The sequence below is a fragment of the Blastococcus sp. SYSU DS0828 genome, from assembly GCF_054050975.1.
On record NZ_JBJHAK010000008.1, the window covers coordinates 122,515 to 147,388 of the forward strand.

24 protein-coding genes are annotated in these 24,874 nt (G+C 74.3%); 15 read left to right on the forward strand and 9 right to left on the reverse strand.

The genetic code is table 11. From position 1 onward, the window contains the following. Window positions 1-101 precede the first annotated feature (101 nt). Window positions 102-446, reverse strand: coding sequence for a hypothetical protein (locus ACI79Q_RS08980; protein WP_456589021.1), 345 nt, complete (start codon window positions 444-446; stop codon window positions 102-104). 171 nt (window positions 447-617) lie between these two features. On the opposite strand from ACI79Q_RS08980, the gene ACI79Q_RS08985 reads away from it, so the two are divergent. The 4 genes from ACI79Q_RS08985 to ACI79Q_RS09000 are packed head-to-tail and all read left to right on the forward strand — an operon-like array spanning window position 618 to window position 2,652. Next, window positions 618-1,745, forward strand: a complete 1,128-nt coding sequence (locus ACI79Q_RS08985; protein ID WP_456589022.1) for a baeRF2 domain-containing protein — start codon at window positions 618-620, stop codon at window positions 1,743-1,745. 32 nt (window positions 1,746-1,777) lie between these two features. Beyond that, window positions 1,778-2,035 carry a DUF2795 domain-containing protein gene (locus ACI79Q_RS08990; RefSeq protein ID WP_456589023.1) on the forward strand — a complete coding sequence of 86 codons (258 nt, stop codon included), beginning with the start codon at window positions 1,778-1,780 and terminating at the stop codon, window positions 2,033-2,035. A 1-nt stretch (window position 2,036) separates the two neighbouring features. After that, on the forward strand, window positions 2,037-2,267 hold the full coding sequence (locus tag ACI79Q_RS08995) for a hypothetical protein (RefSeq protein ID WP_456589024.1): 231 nt from the start codon (window positions 2,037-2,039) through the stop codon (window positions 2,265-2,267). Between the two features lies 1 nt (window position 2,268). Continuing rightward, the gene (locus tag ACI79Q_RS09000) at window positions 2,269-2,652 is read left to right on the forward strand and encodes an acyl-CoA thioesterase (RefSeq protein ID WP_456589025.1); all 384 of its coding nucleotides are present in this window, start codon (window positions 2,269-2,271) and stop codon (window positions 2,650-2,652) included. Here the strand turns inward: ACI79Q_RS09000 and ACI79Q_RS09005 are convergent, their stop codons facing one another. Continuing rightward, a complete protein-coding gene (locus ACI79Q_RS09005; protein ID WP_456613600.1) occupies window positions 2,653-3,201 on the reverse strand; it encodes a DUF4240 domain-containing protein in 549 nt (182 codons plus the stop codon). Window positions 3,202-3,257: 56 nt separating this feature from the next. Continuing rightward, on the reverse strand, window positions 3,258-4,295 hold the full coding sequence (locus ACI79Q_RS09010) for a LacI family DNA-binding transcriptional regulator (protein WP_456613601.1): 1,038 nt from the start codon (window positions 4,293-4,295) through the stop codon (window positions 3,258-3,260). A 231-nt stretch (window positions 4,296-4,526) separates the two neighbouring features. Here ACI79Q_RS09010 and ACI79Q_RS09015 point away from each other — a divergent pair, with 231 nt between their 5' ends. Continuing rightward, entirely contained in the window at window positions 4,527-5,729 is a 1,203-nt protein-coding gene (locus ACI79Q_RS09015) for an endo-1,4-beta-xylanase (protein WP_456589028.1), read from the forward strand. A gap of 179 nt (window positions 5,730-5,908) precedes the next feature. Then, window positions 5,909-6,337: a ChaB family protein gene (locus ACI79Q_RS09020; RefSeq protein WP_456614566.1), complete on the forward strand. Its 429-nt coding sequence runs from the start codon at window positions 5,909-5,911 to the stop codon at window positions 6,335-6,337. Window positions 6,338-6,382: 45 nt separating this feature from the next. Here the strand turns inward: ACI79Q_RS09020 and ACI79Q_RS09025 are convergent, their stop codons facing one another. Continuing rightward, window positions 6,383-7,681 carry a M24 family metallopeptidase gene (locus ACI79Q_RS09025; protein WP_456614567.1) on the reverse strand — a complete coding sequence of 433 codons (1,299 nt, stop codon included), beginning with the start codon at window positions 7,679-7,681 and terminating at the stop codon, window positions 6,383-6,385. Window positions 7,682-7,752: 71 nt separating this feature from the next. Beyond that, the gene (locus tag ACI79Q_RS09030) at window positions 7,753-8,868 is read right to left on the reverse strand and encodes a diguanylate cyclase (RefSeq protein WP_456589031.1); all 1,116 of its coding nucleotides are present in this window, start codon (window positions 8,866-8,868) and stop codon (window positions 7,753-7,755) included. Between the two features lie 148 nt (window positions 8,869-9,016). Between ACI79Q_RS09030 and ACI79Q_RS09035 the strand changes: the two genes are divergently transcribed. The 3 genes from ACI79Q_RS09035 to ACI79Q_RS09045 all read left to right on the forward strand — a co-directional run bounded on the left by ACI79Q_RS09035 (window position 9,017) and on the right by ACI79Q_RS09045 (window position 10,797). Next, window positions 9,017-9,199 carry a hypothetical protein gene (locus ACI79Q_RS09035; RefSeq protein WP_456589032.1) on the forward strand — a complete coding sequence of 61 codons (183 nt, stop codon included), beginning with the start codon at window positions 9,017-9,019 and terminating at the stop codon, window positions 9,197-9,199. A 70-nt stretch (window positions 9,200-9,269) separates the two neighbouring features. Next, window positions 9,270-9,965 (forward strand): NADPH-dependent F420 reductase, encoded by a 696-nt coding sequence (npdG, locus tag ACI79Q_RS09040; protein ID WP_456589033.1) that lies wholly within the window; start codon window positions 9,270-9,272, stop codon window positions 9,963-9,965. A gap of 70 nt (window positions 9,966-10,035) precedes the next feature. After that, window positions 10,036-10,797, forward strand: a complete 762-nt coding sequence (locus ACI79Q_RS09045) for a helical backbone metal receptor (protein WP_456589034.1) — start codon at window positions 10,036-10,038, stop codon at window positions 10,795-10,797. Between the two features lie 115 nt (window positions 10,798-10,912). Here ACI79Q_RS09045 and panB read toward each other — a convergent pair whose 3' ends face one another. Both panB and ACI79Q_RS09055 read right to left on the reverse strand, forming a co-directional pair. Next, window positions 10,913-11,743, reverse strand: coding sequence for a 3-methyl-2-oxobutanoate hydroxymethyltransferase (gene panB, locus ACI79Q_RS09050; protein WP_456613604.1), 831 nt, complete (start codon window positions 11,741-11,743; stop codon window positions 10,913-10,915). Further along, window positions 11,740-13,575, reverse strand: a complete 1,836-nt coding sequence (locus tag ACI79Q_RS09055) for an NAD+ synthase (RefSeq protein WP_456589036.1) — start codon at window positions 13,573-13,575, stop codon at window positions 11,740-11,742. The genes panB and ACI79Q_RS09055 overlap by 4 nt, the downstream gene beginning before the upstream one ends. A 152-nt stretch (window positions 13,576-13,727) precedes the next feature. Here ACI79Q_RS09055 and ACI79Q_RS09060 point away from each other — a divergent pair, with 152 nt between their 5' ends. The 5 genes from ACI79Q_RS09060 to ACI79Q_RS09080 all read left to right on the forward strand — a co-directional run bounded on the left by ACI79Q_RS09060 (window position 13,728) and on the right by ACI79Q_RS09080 (window position 21,078). After that, entirely contained in the window at window positions 13,728-15,068 is a 1,341-nt protein-coding gene (locus tag ACI79Q_RS09060) for a glutamine synthetase family protein (RefSeq protein ID WP_456589037.1), read from the forward strand. Between the two features lie 98 nt (window positions 15,069-15,166). Then, window positions 15,167-15,907, forward strand: a complete 741-nt coding sequence (locus tag ACI79Q_RS09065) for a type 1 glutamine amidotransferase (RefSeq protein ID WP_456614568.1) — start codon at window positions 15,167-15,169, stop codon at window positions 15,905-15,907. Beyond that, window positions 15,904-19,008 (forward strand): bifunctional [glutamine synthetase] adenylyltransferase/[glutamine synthetase]-adenylyl-L-tyrosine phosphorylase, encoded by a 3,105-nt coding sequence (locus ACI79Q_RS09070; RefSeq protein WP_456599197.1) that lies wholly within the window; start codon window positions 15,904-15,906, stop codon window positions 19,006-19,008. The genes ACI79Q_RS09065 and ACI79Q_RS09070 overlap by 4 nt, the downstream gene beginning before the upstream one ends. Window positions 19,009-19,125: 117 nt before the next feature. After that, on the forward strand, window positions 19,126-20,706 hold the full coding sequence (locus ACI79Q_RS09075; protein WP_456614569.1) for an AMIN-like domain-containing (lipo)protein: 1,581 nt from the start codon (window positions 19,126-19,128) through the stop codon (window positions 20,704-20,706). Between the two features lie 51 nt (window positions 20,707-20,757). After that, window positions 20,758-21,078, forward strand: a complete 321-nt coding sequence (locus ACI79Q_RS09080) for a CDGSH iron-sulfur domain-containing protein (protein WP_456614570.1) — start codon at window positions 20,758-20,760, stop codon at window positions 21,076-21,078. 19 nt (window positions 21,079-21,097) lie between these two features. On the opposite strand, the gene ACI79Q_RS09085 is transcribed toward ACI79Q_RS09080, so the two are convergent. Then, window positions 21,098-22,645, reverse strand: a complete 1,548-nt coding sequence (locus tag ACI79Q_RS09085) for a methyl-accepting chemotaxis protein (protein WP_456614571.1) — start codon at window positions 22,643-22,645, stop codon at window positions 21,098-21,100. A gap of 241 nt (window positions 22,646-22,886) precedes the next feature. Here ACI79Q_RS09085 and ACI79Q_RS09090 point away from each other — a divergent pair, with 241 nt between their 5' ends. After that, entirely contained in the window at window positions 22,887-23,801 is a 915-nt protein-coding gene (locus ACI79Q_RS09090; protein WP_456614572.1) for a bile acid:sodium symporter family protein, read from the forward strand. 13 nt (window positions 23,802-23,814) lie between these two features. Here ACI79Q_RS09090 and ACI79Q_RS09095 read toward each other — a convergent pair whose 3' ends face one another. Then, entirely contained in the window at window positions 23,815-24,828 is a 1,014-nt protein-coding gene (locus ACI79Q_RS09095) for an iron-containing redox enzyme family protein (protein ID WP_456589044.1), read from the reverse strand. Between the last annotated feature and the right edge of the window lie 46 nt (window positions 24,829-24,874).

Sequence of the window (24,874 nt, forward strand, 5' to 3'; positions counted from 1 at the left end):
CCATGGCCGTTCCCCGGCGACGTGGAGCCGTTTCGTCGTCCCTGCGCGGAGGCCTCCGGCCCCCACTCGGGCCGACCCTGCACGGGCCGGCCCGAGTCAGGTCAGCCGGTGGAGCGGGGCTGGGCGGGGTTCGTCGGGTCGCCCTGCGAGGGCGGGTTCATCGCGGGCCCCGTGGTCGCCTCGGAGACCTTGGAGCCGGCCGCGGCGTGCGACGGGTCGTCGGCCGCCGGTGCGGCGGGGTCGCCACCCGAGGGCTGGGCGCCCTCGCGGAGCGCCTGGAGCCGGTTCTCCATGATCGCCACCACCTGCGGGCGGTCGGCGTGGGCGCGTTCGTACTCGAGCACGGTCTCCAGACCCTGGGCGTCCAGCGTCCGGATCCGCGAGGCCAGGCCCTCCACCGGCAGGTGGTCGTAGTCGGGCAGTGGCAGCTGGTCGTGCTCCGTCATCCCTCGTCCTCTCTGCGGGTCCGTGTCGCCGCACCGCCTACCCCCGCCTCCCGGAAACGACACCGGGTGTGAGCTTCCGGCCGGTGGGTAGGCGGCGACGGCGGGAGTCGCGGCTCCGCGCCGCCCCGCCATCCGAACACCCCCGATCGACCGAGGAGTTGTCCCCCCGACATGGACGTGTCCTTCCTGGAGCCGGTGTTCGCCGCGCCCGGGCCCTACGCCACGGTCTGCGCCGACGTCACGCACACCAACGAGAACGCCGACGCGGAGCTGGAGCTGCGCGTGCGTGCGCTCACCGAGCAGCTCGCGGAGCAGGGTGCGCCGGAGACGGTCGTCGAGGCCGTCCGCGGCCGGCTGCTCGAGGGCAACGAGGGCGGCGAGGCCGGCACGCTGAAGGGTCGCGCCGTCGTCGTCGCCTCCGACGGCTCCGTCGTGCTCGACGAGGCGCTGGCCGACGCGCCGGCCCGGGAGACCGCGGAGTGGGCCGACCAGCCCGACCTGGTGCAGATCCTGCCCCAGCTCGCGGGCCGCCTGCCGCACGTCGTCGTGGTCGCCGACCGCACGGGCGCCGACATCACCACGGCCGGGCTCCCCGGCCGGCCCGACCAGGAGAAGCAGGTGGAGGGCGACACCTTCCACATGCGCAAGGTCAAGGTCGGCGGCTGGGCGCACAACACGTACATGCACACCGCCGAGAACCAGTGGGAGGAGAACCTCGGACTGGTCGCCGACGAGCTCGACTCCCTGGCCCGGCGGCTGCCGCTGCGGTTCATCCTCGTCGCCGGTGACGTGCGGGCCCGGCAGATCCTGAGCGACAAGGCGCACGCCGCATGGTCGGACCTGGTGGTCACCATGGAGGAGGGTGGTCGCGCCGCCGGTGCCGAGCGGGCAGCGATCGACGCCCGCACCGCCGAGCTGATCGCCGAGCACGAGGCACGCGACATCGCAGACGCCCTCGAGAAGGTGCAGGCCGCCGGTGCGCACGGGCTCGCGCTCACCGGCACCGCCGCCGTGGTCGAGGCGCTGCGCAAGGGGCAGGTCGAGACCCTCCTGCTCGCCGACGAGCAGGACGACGCCACCCTCCTGGTCGGCAACGGCCCGCTCGAGCTCGGTGTGAAGCAGCAGGACATGGACTCCCTGGGCGTGCACGGCACCGTCGTGCCGGCCGGCCGGGCGCTGGTCGCCGCCGCCGCCGCCAGCGCGGCCGGGGTGCTCGTCGCGCCCCGTGCGGCGCTCCCCGACGGCGAGCCGGTCGCCGCGATCCTCCGTTACACCGACGACTCGACGCCGTCGGCCTGACATCCGCAACGAAGCCCGAAGGAGAACCACCCGTGAGCGACCCGCACCAGCCCGGCACCGCGCCCGGAACCGATCAGCGCGGCATCGAGCGCCGCGCCGCACTCGCCGAGGCCCTCGGCAAGGAGGTGTGGCCGGCCGACCGCGACCAGTTGATCGCCAAGGCGCAGGAGGGGCCCGCGGCCGACCGGGTGCTCTCGGACCTGCAGCGCCTGCCGGCCGGCCGGCAGTTCGAGAACGTCCAGGAGGTGGCCGAGGCCCTCGGCCTCGGCACCGAGCAGCAGCGGTTCTGACGTGACCACGCAGAAGCAGCCCAGCGCCGAGGCGCTGGACAACGTCACCGAGGACAACGTGGAGACGCGGTCCCAGCTGCTCCCGGAGGAGGCGGCGTTGCAGGGCAGCGGCATGGAGGAGGTCGCCGCCGAGGTCATCCTGGCCGAGTCGGAGGAGCGGACGGTCAACGCCGATCCCGACGACGCCCAGGGTGCCCACCGGCAGTCCGCCGAGACCGCCGACCTGCCCTGACGTGCGGCACGAGCACCCGGTCCGGCTGCGCTGGTCGGACCCCGACATGCTGGGTCACGTCAACCACGCGCGGGCGCTGAGCCTGCTCGAGGACGCGCGGCTCGCGCTGGGCGAGGATCACGCCGGAGGCGGCCTGATCCTCGCCCGGCTCGAGGTCGACTACCTGCGCCAGCTCTACTACCGGGTCGGCGAGGAGCTCTGCGTGCGCAGCTGGGTGACCCGGCTGGGCACGAAGTCCTTCACGATGCGGCAGGAGCTGGCGCAGGACGGCGAGGTGGCCATCCGGGCCGACGTCGTCCTGGTGGTCTTCGACTTCGCGGCGAACACGAGCCGGCCGATGACCGACGCCGAGCGCGCGCACTGGAGCAGGTACCTGGAGGGCTAGCTAGCTCTGGCCGTAGGCGGCCCAGAGCCGCGGGAAGCGGGCGGCGAACCACTCGTCGTCATCCTGCGGGAACGGCTCACCGGACGGCTCACCGAACTGGTCGTCCACCTCGTCGGGCCCCGGGTCCAGGTCCTCCTCGGCGAAGCCACGGTCCTCCAGCACCTCCAGGGGTGCGTAGGCCCACTCCTCGGCGCACCCGAAGTCGTCCTCGTCCTCGTCCCACTCGAGGTCGGCCAGGGCGTCCGGATCGGCGAGCACGCGCTCGTAGGCGGCCTGTCCCTGGCTGATCAGCCAGTTCCGGAAGTCGAGGAAGGCGTCGTCGCTCGCGCCGCCGAGCGCGAGGTACGCGGCGGCCCAGAGGTCCCAGCGGTTGGCCCGGGCGCGGGCGGCCATCAGCTGGCGGTAGAAGCCGAGGACGTCGTCGTCCGAGAGCTCCTCGAGGGCGGCCGTGAGGGTCGCGACGTGCTCGGCGACCACCGAGTCCTTCGCGGTCTCGGCCGCCTCCGCGCGGGTGTCCTCGACCAGCGTCCAGAAGGTGTTCGCGTCCACGGCGGGAACCTACCGGCGCGCGCGGTGGTGCCGTGGTCGTCCCGGCCCTCCCGTTCCTAGGAGGAGACCGGCTCGGCGGGGCGCAGCCGTGACGGGGTGGTGCTGTCACGCACGACGAGCCGCGTGGCCAGCTCCAGCCGCGGGCTCTCGATGGTCTCGCCGTCCACCATGCGCAGCACCGTCCGTGCTGCCAGCACGCCCATCTCGGTCAGCGGCTGGTGCACCGTGGTGAGCGGCGGGGAGGACCAGCGGGCCTCCGGCAGGTCGTCGAATCCGACGACGCTGACGTCCTCGGGCACGCGCAGGCCCCGGCGCCGGACTCCTTCGTAGATCCCCAGTGCCATCTGGTCGTTCGCGGCGAAGACGGCGGTCGGCGGGTCGGGCAGGGCCAGAAGGCGGTCGGCCGCGCGGGCTCCCGAGGCGTAGCCGAAGTCGCCTTCCACCACCAGGTCGGCGTCGAACGGCAGCCCGGCGGTCTCCAGGCCCGCCCGGTACCCGGCCAGGCGGGCGCGGCTGGCCCAGAGATCGGGCGTGCCGGCGACGAAGGCGATGCGCCGGTGGCCGAGCCCGGTCAGGTGCTCGGTGGCGCTGAGGCCGCCCGCCCAGTTGGTCGCGCCGATGGTCGGCACGTCCAGCTCCGGGACGCCGGCCGGGTCGACGACGACCGCGGGGACCTGCAGGTTGCGCAGCTCCGCGTCGAGCTCGGGGTCCAGCTCGCTGGTGACCAGGATGGCGCCGTCGCTGGCCCGGGCGCCGAGGTTGTCCAGCCACCCCCGGGTGGCGCTGGCCCGGCGGTGGATCGCGGTGACCACGGTGCCCACGCCTGCCGCGTGGGCGACGTCCTCCACCCCGCGGATGATCTCCAGCGCCCACGGGCTGTCGAGGTCGTTGAAGACCAGGTCGATCAGCCGCGCCCGGGCCCGGCCGCCTCGGCGCTGGTAGCCGTGGTCGCGGAGCAGCTGCTCCACGCGCTCGCGGGTCTGCGGAGCCACGTCGGACCGCCCGTTCAGGACGCGGGAGACCGTCGGGACCGACACCCCGGCCGCCGCGGCGATCGCCGCGATGGTCACCGCGCCGGTCTGCTCGTCGGCCAACGGACCTCCTCCTGGTCGGGGCGGCCAGCCTACGGCCGGCCCCGCGGCCCCGGGCGGGTGCGCCGCGGAGCTCCCCCTGACGGGCGAGGGCCGGCCTCCGGCGACGGCGTCCGATGCCCGCGGGTTCCCGTATTGACGCCCACATGTGACCTACGTAACGTCCGGGCTCCGGTTTCCGGAAACTTTCGGAAGCTGTTCCGACGTCTCGAGGGAAGGCAAACCATGCGCTCTGTGAGGTTCGGTTCGCGGGCGGCAGCCCGTTGCGCGGTCGGGGTGGCCCTGGTCCCGGTCGCGATCTCCGCCGCGGTCCTGCCCGCCGCGGCGGCGCCCCAGGACCAGGCGGCACCGACGGCCCAGGCCCAGGAGGACCGGGCCGGCGGCCCAGCCATCCGGAACGGCCTGCGCACCGTCGCCCCCGACGACCTGGTCATCGGGACCGCGGTCGCCGGCGGGGGGCACCACGTGGACGCCGGCTACCCCGATCCGTTCACCCGCGACCCCCGGTACCGGAAGGTCCTCGCCACGGAGTTCAGCTCGGTCTCCCCCGAGAACCAGATGAAGTGGGAGTTCATCCACCCGGAGCCCGGGGTCTACAACTTCGGGCCGGCGGATGCGATCGTCGCCTTCGCCGAGCGGCACGGGCAGGAGGTCCGCGGCCACACGCTCCTCTGGCACAGCCAGCTGGCCGACTGGGTCACCGAGGGCGACTACACCGACGAGGAGCTCCGGACCATCCTCAAGGAGCACATCCAGACGGTGGTCGGCCGCTACGAGGGCCGCATCGACCAGTGGGACGTCGCCAACGAGATCTTCGCCGACACGTGGGACGACGGCGGCGTGCGGCTACGGGACGGTTCGACGGGCGCGACTGCCAACATCTTCATCCAGCGGCTCGGCCCGGGGATCATCGCCGACGCCTTCCGCTGGGCGCACGAGGCCGATCCGGAGGCGAAGCTCTTCCTCAACGACTACGCCGTCGAGGACATCGGCCCGAAGAGCGACGCCTACTACGAGCTCGCCAAGCAGCTGCTCGCCGAGGGGGTCCCGCTGCACGGGTTCGCCTTCCAGGCCCACCTGGACCTGCAGTACCCCTTCCCGGAGACCCTCGACGAGAACATGCAGCGCTTCGACGACCTGGGGCTGGAGACCGCGATCACCGAGCTGGACGTCCGGTTCACGCTCCCCGAGAGCGGGGTGCCCACCGCGGAGCAGCTCGCCGAGCAGGCGGACACCTACGAGGGCGTCCTCGAGGCCTGCCTGTCGGTGGACGACTGCAACTCCTTCACCATCTGGGGCTTCAACGACAAGTACTCGTGGGTCCCGAGCTTCTCGCCCGGCCAGGGGGCGGCGACCGTGATGTTCGAGAACTACGAGCGCAAGCCCGCCTACTGGGCCCTGCACGAGACGCTCGCGGAGGCGCAGGCCGGGCGGTGACCGGCCCGGTCCGACCCGCCGGACCCGCCTGAGCGCCGGGCGGTCGCTCCTCGACCCGGGGAGCGGCCGCCCGGTCCCGTCGGGCGGGTGGACCCGCCGTCCGGCGGGACGGCGGCCCGATCAGGTGATCATCTCCGTCCCCCGGGGTAGGGCCGCACCCGAACCGAGAGGAGACAGCGATGCCGAAGACGACGAAGAAGGGCGACGCGAAGCAGTCCGAGCTGCCCAGCACCCTGCGACGCTCGGACAAGAAGGCCCAGCGGACGTTCACCAAGGCCTACGACTCGGCGGTGGACGAGTACGAAGACGAGGAGCGCGCCAACCGCGTCGCGTGGGCGGCGGTCAAGCACTCCTACGAGAAGGTCGGCGACCACTGGGAGAAGAAGGAGGGCGGCAAGAAGGGCCCCTCGGACGCCCAGGCCGCCGGCGGCCGCGGCACCGGCAAGCAGACCAAGGGCGGCGTCGACGCGAACGCCACCAAGGAGCACCTGCAGGAGCTCGCCAAGAAGCTCGACATCTCCGGCCGCTCGAAGATGAAGAAGCAGGAGCTGGTCGACGCCATCCAGAAGGCGAACGACAAGAAGACCGCCCAGGCCCGCACGAAGTGAGGTCACCGCGTCGCCGCTTCCCTGGTCCAGGGGAGCGGCGGCGCGTCAGCCGATGAGCTGGAACTCCGTCTGCCGGCCGGCGAGGTACTCGACGCCGTCCGCAGTGAGCGCGATGCCCTCCTCGAGCCCCAGCCGCACGCACTGGCCGCCCCACTCCGGGACCGGCCGGCGCACCGCGAGCTCCAGGGCGTAGGCCGTGTCGGCGTGCACCGGGTAGTCGCCCGCGCCCGGCACGTCCCGCTGCTGGTCCCACTGGCCGATGGCCGGCCCCGCCCCGTGGCCGTGGTAGCCGATCGGGTGCGAGTAGACGTCCCCGTCCAGACCCTCCGCTGCCGCGGCGGCGCGGGCGGCGGCCAGCACTTCGTTGCCCGTCCGGCCCGGGAGGAGCGCGGCCGCGGTCAGCTCCTGCAGCCGGTTGGCCGCCCGCATGGCGGACCGCAGGCCCTCGGGGGCATCGGTCTCGCCGGGCCGCAGGACGTAGGCGTTGCGCTGCGTGTCGGTCCGCAGCCCCAGCGAGCTCAGGCCCACGTCGCAGTGCAGCAGGTCCCCGGCCCGGACCACCGCGTCGGAGGGGACGGCGGGCAGCAGCGTCCCCCCGTCCTCGACCAGGGGCACGCCGGCGCGCTGCACCAGCACCGACGGCTGGAACCACGGCTCCACGCCCAGGTCGTGGAGCCGCTGCCGCAGCCACCACGCCACGTCCAGCGCGGTGGTCCGGCCCACCCGGACGACGGCGGGGGAGAAGGCCTCCGCGATCACCTGGTGCGCCAGCCGGTTCATCCCCCGCAGCGCCTCGATCTCCTCCGGCAGGCGGGTCTCCAGCCAGCTCACCGCGAGCTGCTCGGCCGACACCAGCCGGTCCGCGTACGGGCCGAGCGCCTCGGTGAGCAGCCGGTGCTCGGTGTGGGAGAGCCCGTCGGCCAGGGCGAAGCGCTCGGAGACGTCGATGCCGATGCGGCGCGGGCCGGCCTGCTCCACGAACCGGCGGACCTCCGCCCACTGGGCGCGCTCGGCGGGCTCCCGCGGGTCGGCGGTCCACGCGGGCAGGAACTGGCCGACCGGGTAGCGGGAGACCGCGGCGGGGGTGACGCCGTCGTCGCTGCGGTGCAGCAGCAGGATGGTGCGCCGGCGGGCGGACAACCAGGTGGCCGGGAGCAGCGTGGCGAGGACCGGGTCCTCGTCGTACTCCCGTCCGGCGACGATCCACAGATCGATGCCCGCCCGGTCCATGAGACCGGGGAGGACGTCGAGCAGCCGCTGGGTGAGCCATCGGTCGCGCACGTCGGCCTGCTCGCGCAGAGGCAGAGGCACCGTCCGCGTCGGGTCGGGCGCGACGAGCGTCATGCACCTAGCGAAGCAGAGAACCGCCGAACGCACCGGTCGAGAGCACCGTCCGGCCCCCGCCGGCGGCCGGGCTAGGAGCTGGCCTGCTCCGCCCGGGGGCTGCGGGCGCGCGGGACCACCGCGGTGGCCACCCGGTCCCGCCCCTCACGCTTGGCCCGGTACATGGCGGCGTCGGCCTCGTCGACCAGCCGCCACAACGCCGCGACGGCGTCATCCCCCTCGCCCGGCCGGGTGACGGCCAGGCCGATCGACGCGGTGACCACGTGCCCGCCGGCGCCCTGTCCGCGGGCGACGGCAGCCCGCAGCCGCTCGGCCAGCCGGCGGGCCTCCGCAGGGTCGCCCACCGAGCCCACGACGACGAGCTCCTCGCCGCCGGTGCGGGCGAGCACGTCCGCGGGCCGGACGGCGGCTGACAGCGCGGCGGCCACGGAGCTGAGGACGGAGTCGCCGACGGCGTGCCCGAACTCGTCGTTGAGCCGCTTGAAGTGGTCGAGGTCCAGCACCATGGCGCAAATCCGGGTCCCGTCCCGCCGGGCCTGTCCCCAGAGGCGCTCGGCCTGCTCGACGAGGTACCGGCGGTTGTGCAGCCCGGTGAGCGGATCCAGGTGGGTGAGGGTCGCGGTCTCCACCAGCAGGCGCTGCACCCGCCGGCGCAGCAGGTAGACCGCCGTCGCCGCGACGTTCAGCGTGACGGCGCTGACCCCGACCTGGACGCCGAGGGCCACGGCGCTGTCGTAGCTGGGCCACAGCGCGGCGAGGCAGACGCCGGTCGTCACCGCCATGTGGACCGCCAGCGCCCGGAGCTCCAGGAACCAGGCGGCCGCCAGCGCGGGGAACAGGAGCATCAGCGGGGTGGCGTAGCGCAGGGGGTCCTGGATGCAGAGGACCACGACGAGGTAGATCAGATCTCCGAGCAGCACCAGGACGAGCGTGTACCCGGGGCCGATCCGGCGGCGCGCGGCGAGTGCCGCGGCGAGGGCGAGCAGCAGCAGCATGGTGCCCGCGTAGGCCCACCGCGCCACCCCTTCGCGGAGCACGCCGTCCACCAGGAGGTTGACCGAGCCCATCACACCGCCCATGGCCAGCAGCACGGCGACGGTGACGGCGGCGACGCGGTGCTCGTGCCCACCGGGGGCGGCCGGCCCGGAGCAGACGGGGGCGGAAGTGCGCAGGTCCGGGCCGATCACGGATGCAGGATGCCGCACCAACCGGCGTTCCGGCACCCCCTGTGCGCCGCCGGTCACCCTGGGGTGCGAGCCCGGGCGGTCGTCGTCCGAGCGGACCCGCGCGCCGGGTGGAAGGCTGAGGTCGTCCGACGAGTGGAGGAGGTCGCGCATGGCCGGGGGGCCCTGGTTCTTCTGTCTCAAGCACCACCGGGTCGAGGACCGCGACGGGTGCGCCGAACGCCACCGGCTCGGGCCGTACGAGACCCGGGAGGAGGCCGAGCAGGCGCTCGCGGCCGTCGCCGAGCGGAACGAGCGGCTCGACGCGGAGGACCGCGAGTGGGAGGAGCGCTGACCCCCGTCCCGGGGGCCAGGCATGATCGGTCCCAGCCGCCGGGTCGTCCGGCGCCGTGGAAGGGGTGGACGTGACGGACGGTCGCGCGGTCGAGGAACTGGTCGTGGGAGTGCTGGGCGGCACGGGCCCGCAGGGGCGTGGGCTGGCCGTCCGGCTGGCCGCCCAGGGCCAGCGCATCCTGCTGGGCTCCCGCGACGCCGAGCGCGCCGCCGAGGTGGCCGCCGAGGTGGCCGAGCGTGCCGCGACGGTGGCCGGCGGGGTCGAGGTGTCGGTCACCGGGGGCTCCAACGTGGACGTCGCGGGCGCGGCGGACCTGGTCATCGTCGCCGTCCCCTTCGCCGGACACGCCGCGACTCTGGCCGAGCTCGCCACCCCGCTGGCCGGCAAGATCGTCGTCGACTGCGTCGTGCCCATGGGCTTCGACGAGCTCGGTGCCTACGTGCTCGACGTCGAGGAGGGCAGCGCCGCGCAGCAGGCGGCCGCGCTGCTGCCGGACTCGCACGTGGTCGGCGCCTTCCACCACCTGTCGGCCAAGCTGCTCGAGGACCTCTCGAAGCCCACGATCGACGGCGACGTCATGGTGGTCGGCGACGACCGCGCCTCGATGGACACCGTCCAGGCGCTGGCCGGCCGGCTGCCGGGGATGCGGGGGATCTACGCCGGCCGGCTGCGCAACGCCCGCCAGGTGGAGGCGCTGACGATCAACCTCGTCTCGGTCAACCGGCGCTACAAGGTGCACGCGGGCGTCCGGATCACCGACGTCTGAAAGGACCCCGTCCTCCTCACCCTTCGCAGGCTCAGGGTGAGCCTCTGGGCGGGGCCAGGGGAGTTGAGCCGTGACCGGCGCTGGAATCCGCGACGACCAGCGGCGGCCCTACGCGGGGCCGCCGCCGCGGCGGGTCGTCTCGCTGGTGCCGTCGCTGACCGAGGCGATCGCGGCCACCGACACCGGGCTGCTGGCCGGGGCGACCGACTGGTGCACCCATCCGGCCGGGCTCGACGTCCCGCGGGTCGGCGGCACCAAGTGGCCCGACGTAGGCCGGGTGCTGGAGCTCCGCCCCGACCTGGTGGTCGCCAACGCCGAGGAGAACCGGGACTCCGACGTCGCCGCGCTCCGGGCCGCCGGTGTACCCGTGTGGGTGACCGCGCCGGCCACCGTCGACCAGGCGCTGGACTCGCTCGCCCGGCTCTGCGGCGTGCTGGGCCGCCCCGACCCGGGCTGGCTGGCCGACGCCCGCGCGGCCTGGGAGGCACCGGCGCGGCTGCCGGACGTGCCGGCGGTCGTCCCGATCTGGCGCCGCCCGTGGATGGTGCTGGGTCGGGACACCTTCGCCGGTGACGTGCTGGCCCGGCTCGGCGTCCGCAACGTGTTCGCCGGGCACGCCGACCGGTACCCGAAGCTCGGCCGGGACGAGCCGGCGACGGTGCCCGCGGAGCTCGTGGTGTTCCCCGACGAGCCCTACGCGTTCACCCCCGACGACGGCCCCGAGGCGTGGCCGCAGGCTCGGCCGGTGTTCGTCAGCGGCCGGCACCTCACCTGGTACGGCCCCTCGCTGGCGGAGGCGCCGCAGGTGCTGGCCCGGCAGCTGACCACCTGAGCGGACCGGTGACGTGCTGCGCCGCGCGCGGCCGGCTCCGGGGGTCGTGCGCACGCACTGGGGGCGTTGCAGGGCGCCGACAGCGGGAGCTCGACCCCCAGAGCGAGCTGAGTGGCTACTCGAAGGAGTGCTCGGGGCCGGGGAACGCCCCGCCGCGGACGTCGTCGGCGAACTCCTGCGCGGCCCGCAGCAGCTCGCCCCGCAGGTCGGCGTACTTCTTCACGAACTTCGGCACCCGGCCGCCGTTGAGCCCGGCCATGTCCGGCCACACCAGCACCTGCGCGTCGCACTCGACGCCGGCGCCGATGCCGATCGTGGGGATGGCGAGCTCCTTGGTCACCTGGGCGGCGACGGCCGCCGGCACCATCTCCAGGACGACGGCGAACGCACCGGCCTCCTGCACCGCGTGCGCATCGGCCAGCAGCTGCTCGGCCCCGGCCCCCCGGCCCTGCACCCGGTAGCCGCCGAGGGCGTGCTCGCTCTGCGGCGTGAAGCCGACGTGCGCCATGACCGGGATCCCGGCCTCGGTCAGCAGCCGGATCTGCGGCGCCACCCGCACCCCGCCCTCCAGCTTCACCGCCTGGGCGCCGCCCTCCTTCATCATGCGGACGGCGGTGTCGAACGCCTGCTGCGGGCCCGACTCGTAGGACCCGAACGGCAGGTCGGCGACGATCAGCGCCCGCTTGGTGGAGCGGGTGACCGCCTTGGTCATCAGCAGGATGTCCTCGACGGTCACCGGCACGGTGCTGGTGTGCCCGAGCACGACGTTGCCCGAGGAGTCGCCGACGAGCATGACCGGGATGCCGGCCTCCTCGAAGATGGCCGCGCTGTAGGTGTCGTAGGCGGTGAGCATCGCCCACTTCTCGCCGCGTGCCTTGGCCTGCTGCAGGTGGTGGATGCGCACCCGCGCCGTCGACTGGCCGCCGTAGAGGACCGACTCGCTCACGCCTGTGCTCCTTCCCGCACGGTGGGGAGGGTCTCCCGCCAGCGGCTGGTGATGGGCAGGCGCCGGTCGCGCCCGAACGCCTTGAGACTGATCTTGGTGCCCGGCGCCGACTGGCGGCGCTTGAACTCCGCGGCGTCCACCAACCGGAGGACGCGCGCCACCACTTCTGGGTCGTGCCCCCGCTCGAGCAGCTGGGCCATGCCGAGGTCGCGGTCGACGTAGTCGGCGATCACCGCGTCGAGCTCGTCGTAGGAGGGCAGCGAGTCACTGTCCACCTGACCCGGCGCCAGCTCGGCCGACGGCGGCTTGTCGATCGAGTTCTGCGGGATCGGCTCGGTCTCGCCACGGCGGCGGGCCTCGGCGTTGCGCCAGCGGGCCAGCTCCCAGACCAGGGTCTTGGGCACGTCCTTGATCGGGGCGAAGCCGCCGGCCGAGTCGCCGTAGAGGGTGGAGTAGCCGACGGCGATCTCGCTCTTGTTGCCCGTCGTCAGCAGGAGGTGGCCGTGCTGGTTGGACAGCCCCATCAGGAGCGTGCCGCGGACCCGGGCCTGCAGGTTCTCGGCGGCGACCCCGGAGAGCTCCACCGAGGACTCGTAGGCGTCGACCATCGGCGCGATCGGCACGACGGAGTAGTGCAGGCCGGTGCGGCGCGCGAGGTCCTCGGCGTCGGCGAGCGAGTGCTCGCTGGACCACTTCGACGGCAGCCCGACCCCGTGCACCCGGTCGGCGCCTAGCGCGTCGACGGCGAGGGCGGCGCAGACGGCGGAGTCGATGCCCCCGGAGAGACCGAGCACCACCGAGGGCATGCCGTTCTTGTCGATGAAGTCGCGCAGGCCCAGCACCAGGGCCCGCCACACCTCCTCGCAGTCGCTGAGCGGTTCGGCGACCGTGGCGGGGCGCGGGTCGAAGGCGGGCACCGGCTCCTCGCTCAGCACGTGCCGGGTGACGGTCATCGGCCCGACCCGGCCCGAGCGGCGCTCGGGCACCGCGGACGGGTCCAGCGCGAGGTCGACGGTGAGCAGGTGCTCGACGAACTGGGGGGCGCGGGCCAGCAGTTCCCCGGTGGGGGAGACGGCCATCGAGTCGCCGTCGAACACCAGTTCGTCCTGCCCGCCCACCTGGTTGCAGTACAGGATCGCCGCCCCCGCCTCGGCCGCCCGGCGACGCACCAGCGGGAGCCGGAGGTCGTCCTTCGCCCGCTCGTACGGGGAGGCGTTGGGGGAGACGACGAGGTCGACCCCGGCCTGGCCGGCGACCCCGCACGGCCCGCCCTCGACCCAGAGGTCCTCGCAGACGGTGAGCGCGACGTCCACGCCGTGCAGCCGCACCACCGGCAGCTCGGTGCCGGGCACGAAGTAGCGCGCCTCGTCGAAGACCCCGTAGTTGGGCAGGTGCCGCTTGTAGTAGCGGACGACGACGTCGCCACCGTGCAGCAGGGCCGCCGCGTTGCGGGGAGCACCCCGGCGGGGGTTGGCGTCGCTGGGCCGGTCGTCGTCGGTGGGCGGCTCGTCGACCGGGGCCGGTCCGCTGCCCTCGGTGTGCGCCAGGTACCCCACGACGACGGCGAGCTCGCCCAGCCCGTCGGCGGCCAGCCGGGCCGCGAGGTCCACCAGCGCCTGCTCGCTGGCGCGGGCGAACGACTCGCGCAGCACCAGGTCCTCCGGCGGGTACCCGGTGAGCGTCATCTCCGGGAAGACGACGAGGTGCGCGCCGGCGGCCGCGGCCTCCGCCGCCCACCGGAGGACCAGGTCGCTGTTGCCCGCGAGGTCACCGACCCGCGTGTCGACCTGGGCGAGGGAGACCCGCATCTGCACCGGCTGCTGATCGCTCACGCCGCCAGTCTCGTCGCCCACCAGGGCCGACGGCCAGGTGGGGGCGCGACACGGGCACCGTCGCGGCCGGGAACCGTGTGCGGATCGCCCGGATTGGGCAGGCTTGCGCCGACGTCACACACCTGAAACGAGCGGACTGGATCATGGCCGGTATGGACCGACAGCAGGAGTTCGTCCTGCGGACCCTCGAAGAGCGCGACATCCGTTTCGTGCGGCTGTGGTTCACCGATGTCTCCGGCTACCTCAAGGCCGTCGCGGTGGCCCCGGCCGAGATCGAGGCCGCCTTCGCCGAGGGCATCGGCTTCGACGGCTCGGCGATCGAGGGCTTCGCCCGCGTCTACGAGTCCGACATGCTCGCCAAGCCCGATCCCGGCACCTTCCAGGTGATGCCGGCCCGCGAGGGCCGGGCCAGCGACACCGCGCGGATGTTCTGCGACATCACGCTGCCCGACGGCTCGCCCTCGTGGGCCGATCCCCGGCACGTGCTGCGCCGGACCCTGGCCAAGGCGGCCGACATGGGGTTCACCTTCTACACCCACCCCGAGATCGAGTTCTTCCTGCTCAAGGACCTGCCCACCGACGGCACCGCACCGGAGCCCGCCGACACCGGCGGCTACTTCGACCTCTCCACGCACAACGTGGCGCACGACTTCCGCCGCGAGGCGGTCTTCGCCCTGGAGGCGATGGGCATTTCCGTGGAGTTCAGCCACCACGAGGTCGCCCCGGGGCAGCAGGAGATCGACCTGCGCTACGCCGACGCGCTGTCGATGGCGGACAACATCATGACGCTGCGGCACGTCGTCCGGGAGGTCGCGCTGGCCCAGGGCGTGCACGCCACGTTCATGCCCAAGCCGTTCACCGAGCTGGCGGGCTCGGCGATGCACACCCACCTGTCGCTGTTCGAGGGCGACCGCAACGCCTTCCACGACCCGGCCGACCCGATGCGGCTGTCGACCACCGGCAAGCAGTTCATCGCCGGCCTGCTGACCCATGCCCGCGAGGTCACCGCGATCACCAACCAGACGGTGAACTCCTACCGCCGGCTGCTGGCCGGTACCGAGGCGCCCACCGCGGCGACCTGGGGTCGGGCGAACCGCTCGGCGCTGGTCCGGCTGCCGAGCTACAAGCCCAGCAAGGCGCAGTCGGCCCGGGTCGAGGTGCGCTCGCCGGACTCCGCGTGCAATCCCTACCTCACCTTCGCCGTCCTGCTGGCCGCCGGCCTGCGCGGCATCGAGAAGGGCTACGAGCTGCCGCCGGAGGCCGAGGACGACGTCTGGTCGCTCACCGACACCGAGCGCCGCGCGGCCGGCTACGAGGACCTGCCGGTCAGCCTCGGCGAGGCGCTGACGGCGATGCAGGGCAGCGAGCTGGTCGCCGAGACGCTCGGCGAGCACGTCTTCCAGTTCTTCCTGCGCAACAAGTGGGAGGAGTTCAACTCCTACCGGCAGAACGTCACGCCCTTCGAGCTGCGCCGGTACCTCCCCGGCCTCTAGCAGGACCTCGTCGCCCCCGTACCTCGCAGGCTCGGCACGGGACCCTGCGACGAGGCCGTTCCATCGCCCCACGGGGAGGCGTCACTACGCTCGACGGCGTGACCTCCACCGGCCGCCTGCTCGTCGTCGTCCCGAGCGAGACCGATCCGCCGGCCCGGCTGGGGAAGTGGCTGCGCGACGCGGGCATGGAGCTCGACGAGCGCCGGCTCGGCCTCGGCGCGCAGCTGCCGGACGGCCTCGAGGGCTTCGACGGGCTGCTCGTGCTGGGCGGCCCCCAGTCGTCGATGGACGACGAGGAGACCAGCCCCGAGCTCGTCGGCGTGCGACGACTGCTCGGGCAGGCGCTGCGGGACGATCTGCCCACCCTCGCGATCTGCCTGGGCGCCCAGCTGCTGGCCCAGGTGGGCGGCGGCCGGACCCGGGTCGGGGTGGACGGGCCCGAGGTCGGTGCGACGCTGGTGGCCAAGCGGGACGCCGCGGACGCCGACCCCGTGTTCGGGCCGCTGCCGCTCTCGCCGGACGTGATCCAGTGGCACCACGACGAGATCTCCGAACTGCCGGGGGGCGCCACCCTGCTGGCCGGCAACCCGCACTACCCGCACCAGGCCTACCGGGTGGGGACCTCCGTCTACGGCCTGCAGTTCCACATCGAGACGACGCCGGAGATGGTGCGGGCCTGGGCCGGCAGCGACCCCGTCGGCGTCGCAGCCTCCCCGCTGGACCGGGAGACGCTGTGCGCCCGGGCTGCCGCCGCCCACGACGACGTGGCCGAGGCGTGGCGCCCGTTCGCCGAGCGGTTCGCCGAGCTGGTCCGGGCGAGGGCACAGGTGCGCGCGTGAGCGCGCCGCAGGTGGAGATCCCGCGGCGCGCAATCGTCCGCCTCGTCCGGTTCGGCTTCGAGGACGGCGAGCGCGCCGCCCGGCTGCTGTCGGACCCCGCCCTGGGCCTGTGGGACCTCGAGCGCAACGAGCCCGCCGACCCGGAGGCCGGGCCGGTCGTGGCCGCACTCGCCCGGGCAGGGGACCCCGACCTCGCCGTGCGGTCGCTGCAGCGGCTGATCGAGGCGCTGGACGCCGAGGACGACACGGGCGATGCAGCGGCCGCGCTGCTGGCGCGGCTGCGGGGGTCGGGTTCCCTCCGCGCCCGTCTGCTGGCCGTCCTGGGCGCGAGCGCCGGGCTGGCCGACCACCTGGCCGCCTACCCGCTGGACTGGGAGGTGCTCGACGACGGGAACGGGCCGAGCCGGCCCACCCCGCACGCACTGGAGCAGCAGATGCTGGCCGCCGTCGGCGCCGACCCCGACGACCCCCCGTGGGGCGTGCGGCTGGGGAAGGGAGCCCCGGACGCCGGCCCGTCGCGCATCGCGGCCCTGCGGCACGCCTACCGCCGGGCGATCCTCTCCCTGGCCGGGCGGGACCTCGGCGACGGCGTGCCGGCAGAGGAGGCCGCGGCCGAGCTCGCCGACATCGCCGCCGCCGTGCTCACCGCCGGCCTGGCGCTCGCCGTCGCCGAGCAGCCGGCGGACGCCGCCGCCTGCCGGCTGGCCGTCATCGCGCTGGGCAAGACCGGTGGGCGGGAGCTGAACTACGTCAGCGACGTCGACGTCGTCTTCGTGGCCGAGCCCGCCGACCCGAGCGACCCGGAGAGCCCGGCGCTGGCCACCGCCACCCGGGTGGCCGCGTCGCTCATGCGCATCTGCCACGAGGCCGCGTGGGAGGTCGACGCCGCGCTGCGTCCCGAGGGCAAGGCCGGTGCGCTGGTGCGCACCGTCGCCGGGCACGCCGCCTACTACGGCCAGTGGGCCGACACGTGGGAGTTCCAGGCGCTGCTGAAGATGCGGCCGGTGGCCGGCGACCCCCACCTGGGCCGCGCCTACGTCGAGGAGCTGTGGCCGCTGGTCTGGAAGGCCGGCAACCGGCCCGGCTTCGTCGGCCAGGTGCAGGCCATGCGTCGCCGCGTGGAGGCCAACATCCCGCCGGCGCAGGCCGAGCGGGAGCTCAAGCTCGGCCGCGGCGGGCTGCGCGACGTCGAGTTCGCCGTCCAGCTGCTGCAGCTGGTGCACGGCCGTTCGGACCCGAACCTCCGGGTGGGCGGGACCCTGCCGGCGCTCCTGGCGCTGTCGGCCGGTGGGTACGTCGGTCGGGAGGACGCGGCGACGCTCATCGCCTCCTACCGCTTCCTGCGCACCGTCGAGCACCGGCTGCAGCTGCTCCGGCTGCGGCGCACCCACCTGCTGCCCACCGACGAGCAGCAGCTGCGCTGGCTGGCCCGCTCGATGGGGTACAAGCCCGACCACCGCGGCGACGCCGTCGACGTGCTGCGGGCGGAGCTGGCGCTGCACACCCGCGAGGTGCGGCGCCTGCACGAGAAGCTCTTCTACCGGCCGCTGCTGTCGGCCGTGGCCAAGGTGCCGTCGGAGGCCGCGCAGCTGGGCAGCAAGGCCGCCGGTGACTGGCTGCGGGCGCTCGGCTTCGCCGACCCCGACGGCGCGCTCCGGCACCTGGCGGCCCTCACCGGCGGGGTCTCCCGCTCGGCCTCGATCCAGAAGTACCTGCTGCCGGTGCTGCTGCAGACGTTCGCCTCCTGCCCCAACCCCGACGCCGGGCTGCTGGCCTACCGGCAGGTCAGCGAGGCCCTCGGCGGGAACCAGTGGTACCTGCGGCTGCTGCGCGACGAGGGGCAGGTCGCCGAGCGGCTGGCCCAGCTGCTGGGCTCCAGCCAGTACGTCGCCTCGCTGCTCACCCGGACGCCGGAGGCGCTGCGGCTGCTCGCCGACGACGCCGAGCTCGAGCCGCGCTCGGCGGCGACCCTGGCCCGGGCGTGGCGGCAGGCGGCCGGCCGCGCGCCGGACCCGCAGGCCGGCGTTCGGGTCATCCGCGGGCTGCGCCGGCAGGAGCTGCTGCGGATCGCGGCGGCGGACCTCCTCGGCCGGCTCGACGTGCACCGGGTGGGGCAGGCGCTGACCGACGTCGCCGCCGCCACGCTGCAGGCCGGGCTCGACGCCGCGCTGCGGACGCACGCCCTCGAGTCGCGCGTCGACGTCGCCGACCTGCCGATGGACCTCGCCGTGATCGGCATGGGGCGCCTGGGCGGTGGGGAGCTCGGCTACGGCTCCGACGCCGACGTGCTGTTCGTCCACCGGCCCCGGCCGGGAGCGGACGAGGCCAGGGCCTCGGCCGCGGCGAACGCCGTGGCCCACACCCTGCGGCGGCTGCTCGGTGAGCCGGCACCGGACCCCGCGTTCGAGGTCGACGCCGACCTGCGGCCCGAGGGGCGGCAGGGCGCCCTGGTGCGCAGCCTCCCCGCCTTCCGCGAGTACTACCAGCGCTGGGTGTCGGTGTGGGAGGTGCAGGCGCTGCTGCGCGCCGTCCCGGTGGCCGGCGACGAAGCCCTGGGCGCGGAGTTCGTCGCGCTGGTCGACCCCGTCCGGTATCCCGCCGACGGGTTGTCCGGCGAGCAGGTCGCCGAGATCCGGCGCATCAAGGCGCGGGTGGAGCGGGAGCGGCTGCCCCGGGGGGCCGACCCCGCCACCCACACCAAGCTCGGCCGCGGCGGGCTGGCCGACGTCGAGTGGACAGTCCAGCTGCTCCAGCTGGAGCACGCCGCCGCGAGGCCGGCGCTCCGGGTGGCCTCCACCCCGGGGGCGCTGACCGCGCTCGCCGAGGAAGGGCTGCTGCCGGCGGAGCAGGCCGAGGCGCTCACCGCGGCGTGGGAGCTGGCCACCCGGGCGCGCAACGCGATCTTCCTGGTGCGCGGGCGGCCCAGCGACCAGCTGCCGAGGCCGGGGCTGGAGCTGGGCGGCGTCGCCCGGGCGTGCGGGTACGGCGCGGACGACGACCCGGGCCGGTTCCTCGACGACTACCGCCGCACCACCCGGCACGCCCGGGCCGTGGTCGAGCAGGTCTTCTACGGTCAGCCGCAGTCCGGTCCGGTGCCCTGACCGGAGCCCCGGCGGTACATGACGATCAGGTTGCATCGGGACGGCGGAGGTTCACCGCCGGGCGCGGCGGCAAGGGGACAGAGGTGACCTGACGCCGAGATCAAGGCAGGATCTGCGATGCGCTTCCTCCCCGCCGGAGTCTGCGCGGCTCTGCTCCTCACGGCCTGCACCGCGGACGGCGGCAGCTCGGACGGCGGCAGCTCGGACGGCGACGCCGCCGCGACCGCTTCGCCGACGGCGTCGCCGACCACGACGGCGCTGAGCGACGATCAGGCCGTGGAACCGGTCGGCGACCCGGGTACCGCCGCGGTGCAGGGTGGTGGTTTCCCCGATGCCGACCGGCCGGTCGCCCACCTGGCCGATGTGCGGGCCGCCGGGCACGACGGCTTCGACCGGGTGGTCCTGGAGTTCGAAGGTGACCGGGTGCCCAGCTACCGGGTGTCCTACGTCGAGCCACCGGTGACGCAGGACGCCTCGGGGCGCCCGGTGGAGATCGAGGGGAACGCCTTCCTGGAGCTGCGCACCAGCCCGGCCAGCACGGTCGACCTGTCCGGCGAGCGCCCCGAGCAGGTGTACGAGGGCCCCGAGCGCATCGAGCCGACGGGCGGGTCCGTGGTCACGGAGGTGGTCCAGACCGGGGACTTCGAGGCGAACATGGCCTGGACGGTCGGCCTGCAGGAGCGCGTGTCGTTCGGCGTGGCCACCCTCGCGGACCCGCTGCGCCTGGTGGTCGACGTCCGCCACCCGTCGGACGAGGAACCGGGCACCCTGCAGCCGGTCGGCGACGGCGACACCGCCGAGTCCATCGCTGCCGGCGACGGGCCGCTCGTCGCACTCACCGACGTGCGGCTCGGCGCCCACGAGGGGTTCGACCGGCTCGTGTTCGAGCTGGCCGGTGAGGGCGAGGCCGGCTGGCGGGTCGGCTACACCGACGAGCCGCGTGCCCAGGGGTCCGGAGCCCCGGTCGAGGTGCCCGGCGACGCAGTCCTCGGCATCACGCTGACCAACATCGCGCTGCCGTTCGACGCCCCCGAGGGCGTGCAGCCCTGGGAGGGGCCCGACCAGCAGGCGATCGCCGGGGCGACCGTGCTGGACACCCTGGTCGAGGACACCCTCTTCGAGGGCCACTACACCTTCTTCGCCGGGGTGGACCGGGAACGGCCGTTCGCGGTCGGACTGCTGAACTCGCCGCAGCGGATCGTGGTCGACATCCTCGCGGAGGAGCCGGCCGCCCCGGTCGCGCTGTCGCAGCGCTGCGAGAGCCCCGCCGGGTTCGCCCTGTCGTATCCGGAGTCGTGGGCGGTGAACCCGGGGGACACGGTCCCCGCGTGCACGCGGTTCGCGCCCGACCCGTTCACCGTGCCGCCCGGCACCGACGCCCGGGTGGGCGCGGTGACCGCCTCGGTCGAGCCGGCACCGTTCGACCGGGTCGCCAACCCCGCGGGCGCGGAGGAGCTGAGCCGGACCGACACCACCGTCGGCGGCCGGACCGCCGTGCGGGTCGAGCGGGTCTCCTCGGGTGAGGGCCTCTGGCCCGAAGGGGTGCGGACCACCAGTTACGTCGTCGACCTCGGCGAGGGGGAGGACGGCCCGCGCACCCTGGTGGTCAACACGGTGGGCCTGCCGCAGTTCGACTACGCGCGCAACGTCCGGGTCCTGGACCGCATGGTCGAGACGTTGGAGCTCACCGAGCCCTGATCCGTTGGACCGGCGCCGTGTACCCGGGAGCCGGCAGGGCATGCTGGAGGCGTGTCGTCACCGTCGGCCGAGCCCGAACCCCCCGAGGACATCGCCGGCACGGACCCCGGCGGTGGACCGGCCGACGGCGCCACGATCACGCCCTACCGCGACGGGCCGCTGATCGTGCGCGGCAACTTCCGGTTGCTGGACCAGGACGGCGCCGAGATCGATCCCGGACGCGACACCATCGCGCTCTGCCGCTGCGGGAAGTCCGGCATCAAGCCGTTCTGCGACGGGTCCCACAAGCGCTCCGGCTTCTCCGCGCCGAGCGGGCCGAGCAGGCCGCGACCGGCCACGCGGATCCTCCGGGACGGGCGCCGGGAGACCTGACCCCGTCGCCCGTCCCGGATCAGCGCGCGGACTCGAACGCCCGGGCCATCCGGACCTGCTCCTCCAGGATCTGCGCGATCCGGGCCTGGACGGCGTCGAGCTGCCCGATGACGGCGCTCGTCGCGCTGATGCCGGAGGTCACGGATTCCGTGCCCGCCTGGATGCCGGCGACCTGCTCGGACACCCGGCTGGTCGCCTGAGCCGTCTCCCGGGCGAGCTCCTTGACCTCGTTGGCCACCACGGCGAACCCCTTGCCGGACTCCCCGGCGCGGGCCGCCTCGATGGTCGCGTTGAGGGCCAGCAGGTTGGTCTGGTCGGCGATCGCCGAGATGATCCGGATGACGTCGCCGACGGCGGCCGACGCGCTGGCCAGCGCCTGCACCTGCGTGGTCATCGACGAGGCCTCGGCGACCGCGCTCTCCGCCACCCGCCCGGCGTCGTCGCCGGCCTCGCGGAGCCGGGAGACCGTCTCCAGCAGCTCCCGGGAGTTGGCCCGGTCGGCCTCCGCGCGGCGCAGGATGTCCAGGCGCTGGGAGACCAGCTGCTGCACGTTGCGCAGCGCCGCGGCGCGTGACTCGGACAGGTCGATGGTCTCGGTGACGAAGAAGTCCATCGTGCCCACGACGCGCCCGTCGCAGAGGATCGGGAAGCAGACGCCGGAGCGCACCCCGGCCCGCTGCGCGGCGGGTGCGCGCACGCAGTCGGTCACCTCCGCGAGGTCGGGGACGAAGACCAGGTCACGGGAGCGCCAGGCGCGCCCGGACAGGCCGACGCCCTCGGCGAAGCTGGCGGCCAGGGTGACCTGGCGGAACTCGTCCCCGGCCGAGCCGGACTCGACGGAGAACCGCAGCACGCGTTGCTCCTCGTCGAGCGCCCAGAACGAGCCGTAGGCCCAGCCGAAGGCGGTCCGGACCGTCTCGAGCGCCACCCGCAGGGCGGTCGCCTCGTCGTGTGCCTCGCCCACCCGGGCGACGACGGTGGTCACCGCCTCCCGGTCGTCCAGGGTCTCGCGGAGCGTGGCGGCGGTCAGCGCGCTGCGCCGGGCGTGGGCGATCAGCCGGCCCAGAGCCTGCCACTTCTCGGCACGCCCGCCGAAGAACGGCAGCTCGCGCTCGCTGTAGTACTCGAGGACCGCGGTCACCCGGTTGCCCTCGACGACGGGGAGGAAGCAGCCCTGACGGGCGCCGGCCGCGTGGGCGGTGGCCCACCGCAGGCAGGTGCCGGTGGCCGTGCCCGCATCCATGAGCACCGGCGTCCGCCGGCGCAGGGCCTCGCCGCCGTAGCCCGCGCCCGCCACCATCGCCTCGCCGGTGGGCCATCCGGCGGCCATGGCCGCGGCGGCCGTGCCCTCGGTGACCCGGAGGACGTAGTTGCCCTGCCCGTCGGGCAGCCAGGCGGCGCCGTAGCTCAGCCCGAGCGCCTCCACGAGCGCGCGCATGATCCGCCGGTGGGCGTCCAGCTCACCGGTCACGTCGCCCTCCAGCGACGCGATGACGCGCTCCAGGGCCTCGACGTCGCGCGGTTGCTCCGCCTGCTCCGGCGTCCGACGCGTCTCCCGCCTGCGCATGGCACCCTCCCGTGGTCCGCGCCGCGCCCGGTGGGGAGCGGTCTGATCGCGCACGAGGTTTCGGCCTGCAACCACGGTTGTTGAGCCGTACCCGAGACGGGCCGGGAACGGAACGGCCGGGCCCGCGACACGGAGGGGTGGCCTGCGGCGGGGCCGGTTGCTCGATGTGACCCGCATCGCACAGGATGCGCGCAACGTCCTGCCCGGCGGGCTCCCCGGCCGGTGCCCGAACGGAGGACCCATGGATTCCGCGCTCACCGCCGTCGCGCTGCCCCTGGCGCTGGCCGTCGTCATGTTCGGGCTCGGGCTCTCGCTCACCCCCGGCGACTTCACCCGCATCGCCCGGCAGCCGAAGGCGGTCGTGATCGCCCTGGGCCTGCAGCTGCTGGCGCTGCCGGTGCTCTGTTTCGGCTTGGTGCTCCTCTTCGACCTCCCCCCGCTGCTGGCGGTCGGCATGCTGCTGCTCGCGGCCTCGCCCGGGGGCACCACGGCGAACCTGTTCAGCCACCTCTACCGGGGCGACGTCGCACTGAACATCAGCCTCACCGCGCTGAACTCGGTGATCGCCGTCGTCACGCTGCCGGTGGTCACCAACCTGGCGATCGGCTTCTTCGAGCCGGCCGCCGGCGGCAGCCTGGGCCTGCAGTTCGGCAAGACGCTGCAGGTCTTCGCGATCGTGCTGGTCCCCGTGGCCCTCGGCATGCTCGTGCGCCGGTCGGCCCCCGCCTTCGCCGACCGCTCGGACAAGCCGGTGCGCGCCCTGTCGGCGGTGGTCCTCGCGCTGGTCATCGTCGGCACCATGGTGGCCGAGCGGGAGAACATCGGGGGCTACCTGCGCGACGTCGGGCTGCCGGCGCTGCTGTTCTGCCTCTGCAGTCTCGCGATCGGGTTCGCCGTGCCGCGCCTGTTCGGCATCGCCCGGGCGCAGTCGATCGCCAGCTCCTTCGAGATCGGCGTGCACAACAGCACCCTGGCGATCGCGGTGGCCGTCAGCGTGCTCGGCAGCGTCGAGCTGGCCGTGCCGGCCGCGGTCTACGGCGTGCTGATGTTCCCCGTCGCCGCGGCGTTCGGCTGGGTGATCACCCGGAACCGCGCCATCGCTCCGGGCCGGGCCGACACCGCGGGAGTCGGTGAGGTGACCGGCCCCCCGCGGTAGGGCGGTCGAACGGTCAGGCCGCCAGCGCCGGGCGCCGGAACAGGCCCGACTGGCCGGCCTCCCACGCGCCCAGCAGGTGGTGGGCGGCCAGCCCGTCCATGGCCAGCGAGCTGGCCGCCCCGAACAGCACGTCGGGGGCCAGCTCCGGTTCCGCGGCGACCAGTGAGCCGCACATGTCCACGGAGGCGATCTGCTCGTGCACGGCGTCGGCCTCCACGTGCTCGTCGTAGAAGACGGTGGTCCGCTCGTCGAACCCCAGCCGGCGCAGCCCGGCCGAGTACCGCCGGCTGGGCTCGGAGGAGGTCATCTCCACGGTCGCCAGGTGTCCCAGGGCGGCTCCGCGCCAGCGGCGGTGCAGCCCGAACAGCGACATGGTGTTGACCGAGGCGAACGCCACGGCGGGCGCCTCGTCCCACAGCGCCCCGTAGCCGGCGTCGAGCCCCAGGTCGCGCATCAGCCCGGCGAACAGCTCGCTGTGCATCCGCTCCGCCGAGCCGCCGCCGTACTCGTCGGCCTGGATCTCGACCATGGCGGCCTTGGTGCGCCCGCTCAGCCGGGGGATGGCGAACGTGTGCGGGTCGGCCTCCTTGAGGTGGTAGACCGACCGGAGGACGAGGTACTCCCGCCACTGCTCCAGCGTGCCCCGCTTGGCCATGTAGGCCGACAGCGACGGACCGTCGTCCGCCGCGATCAGGGCGGTCAGCTGCCGGTCGATCGGCTCACCGGTGACCGCCACCTCGCCCACCAGCCCGCGCAGCGCGGCGAGGTGCCGCCGTTCCAGCCCGGTGCGCAGCCGGAGCAGCTCCGGGTCCCACTCCCAGTCCTCCGACACCCCATCGAACCCGCGGTAGTGGAGCTCGTAGCAGATCGCGAGGGCGAGCTGCAGGTCGTCGTCGAGGAGGGCCCCGGAGCGGTGGGGCTCCAGGCGCTGGGCGCACTCCCGCGTCGCGGCCGACAGGTCGGCGCGGGTGGCGAGGTCGCGCGCGAGGGCGTCGCTGAGGGGGCCCCGGGGCTCGGGCAGGCGCATGATCGTGAGCATGCCCAACGAACGTCGGTTCGATGCGCCGGCGGAT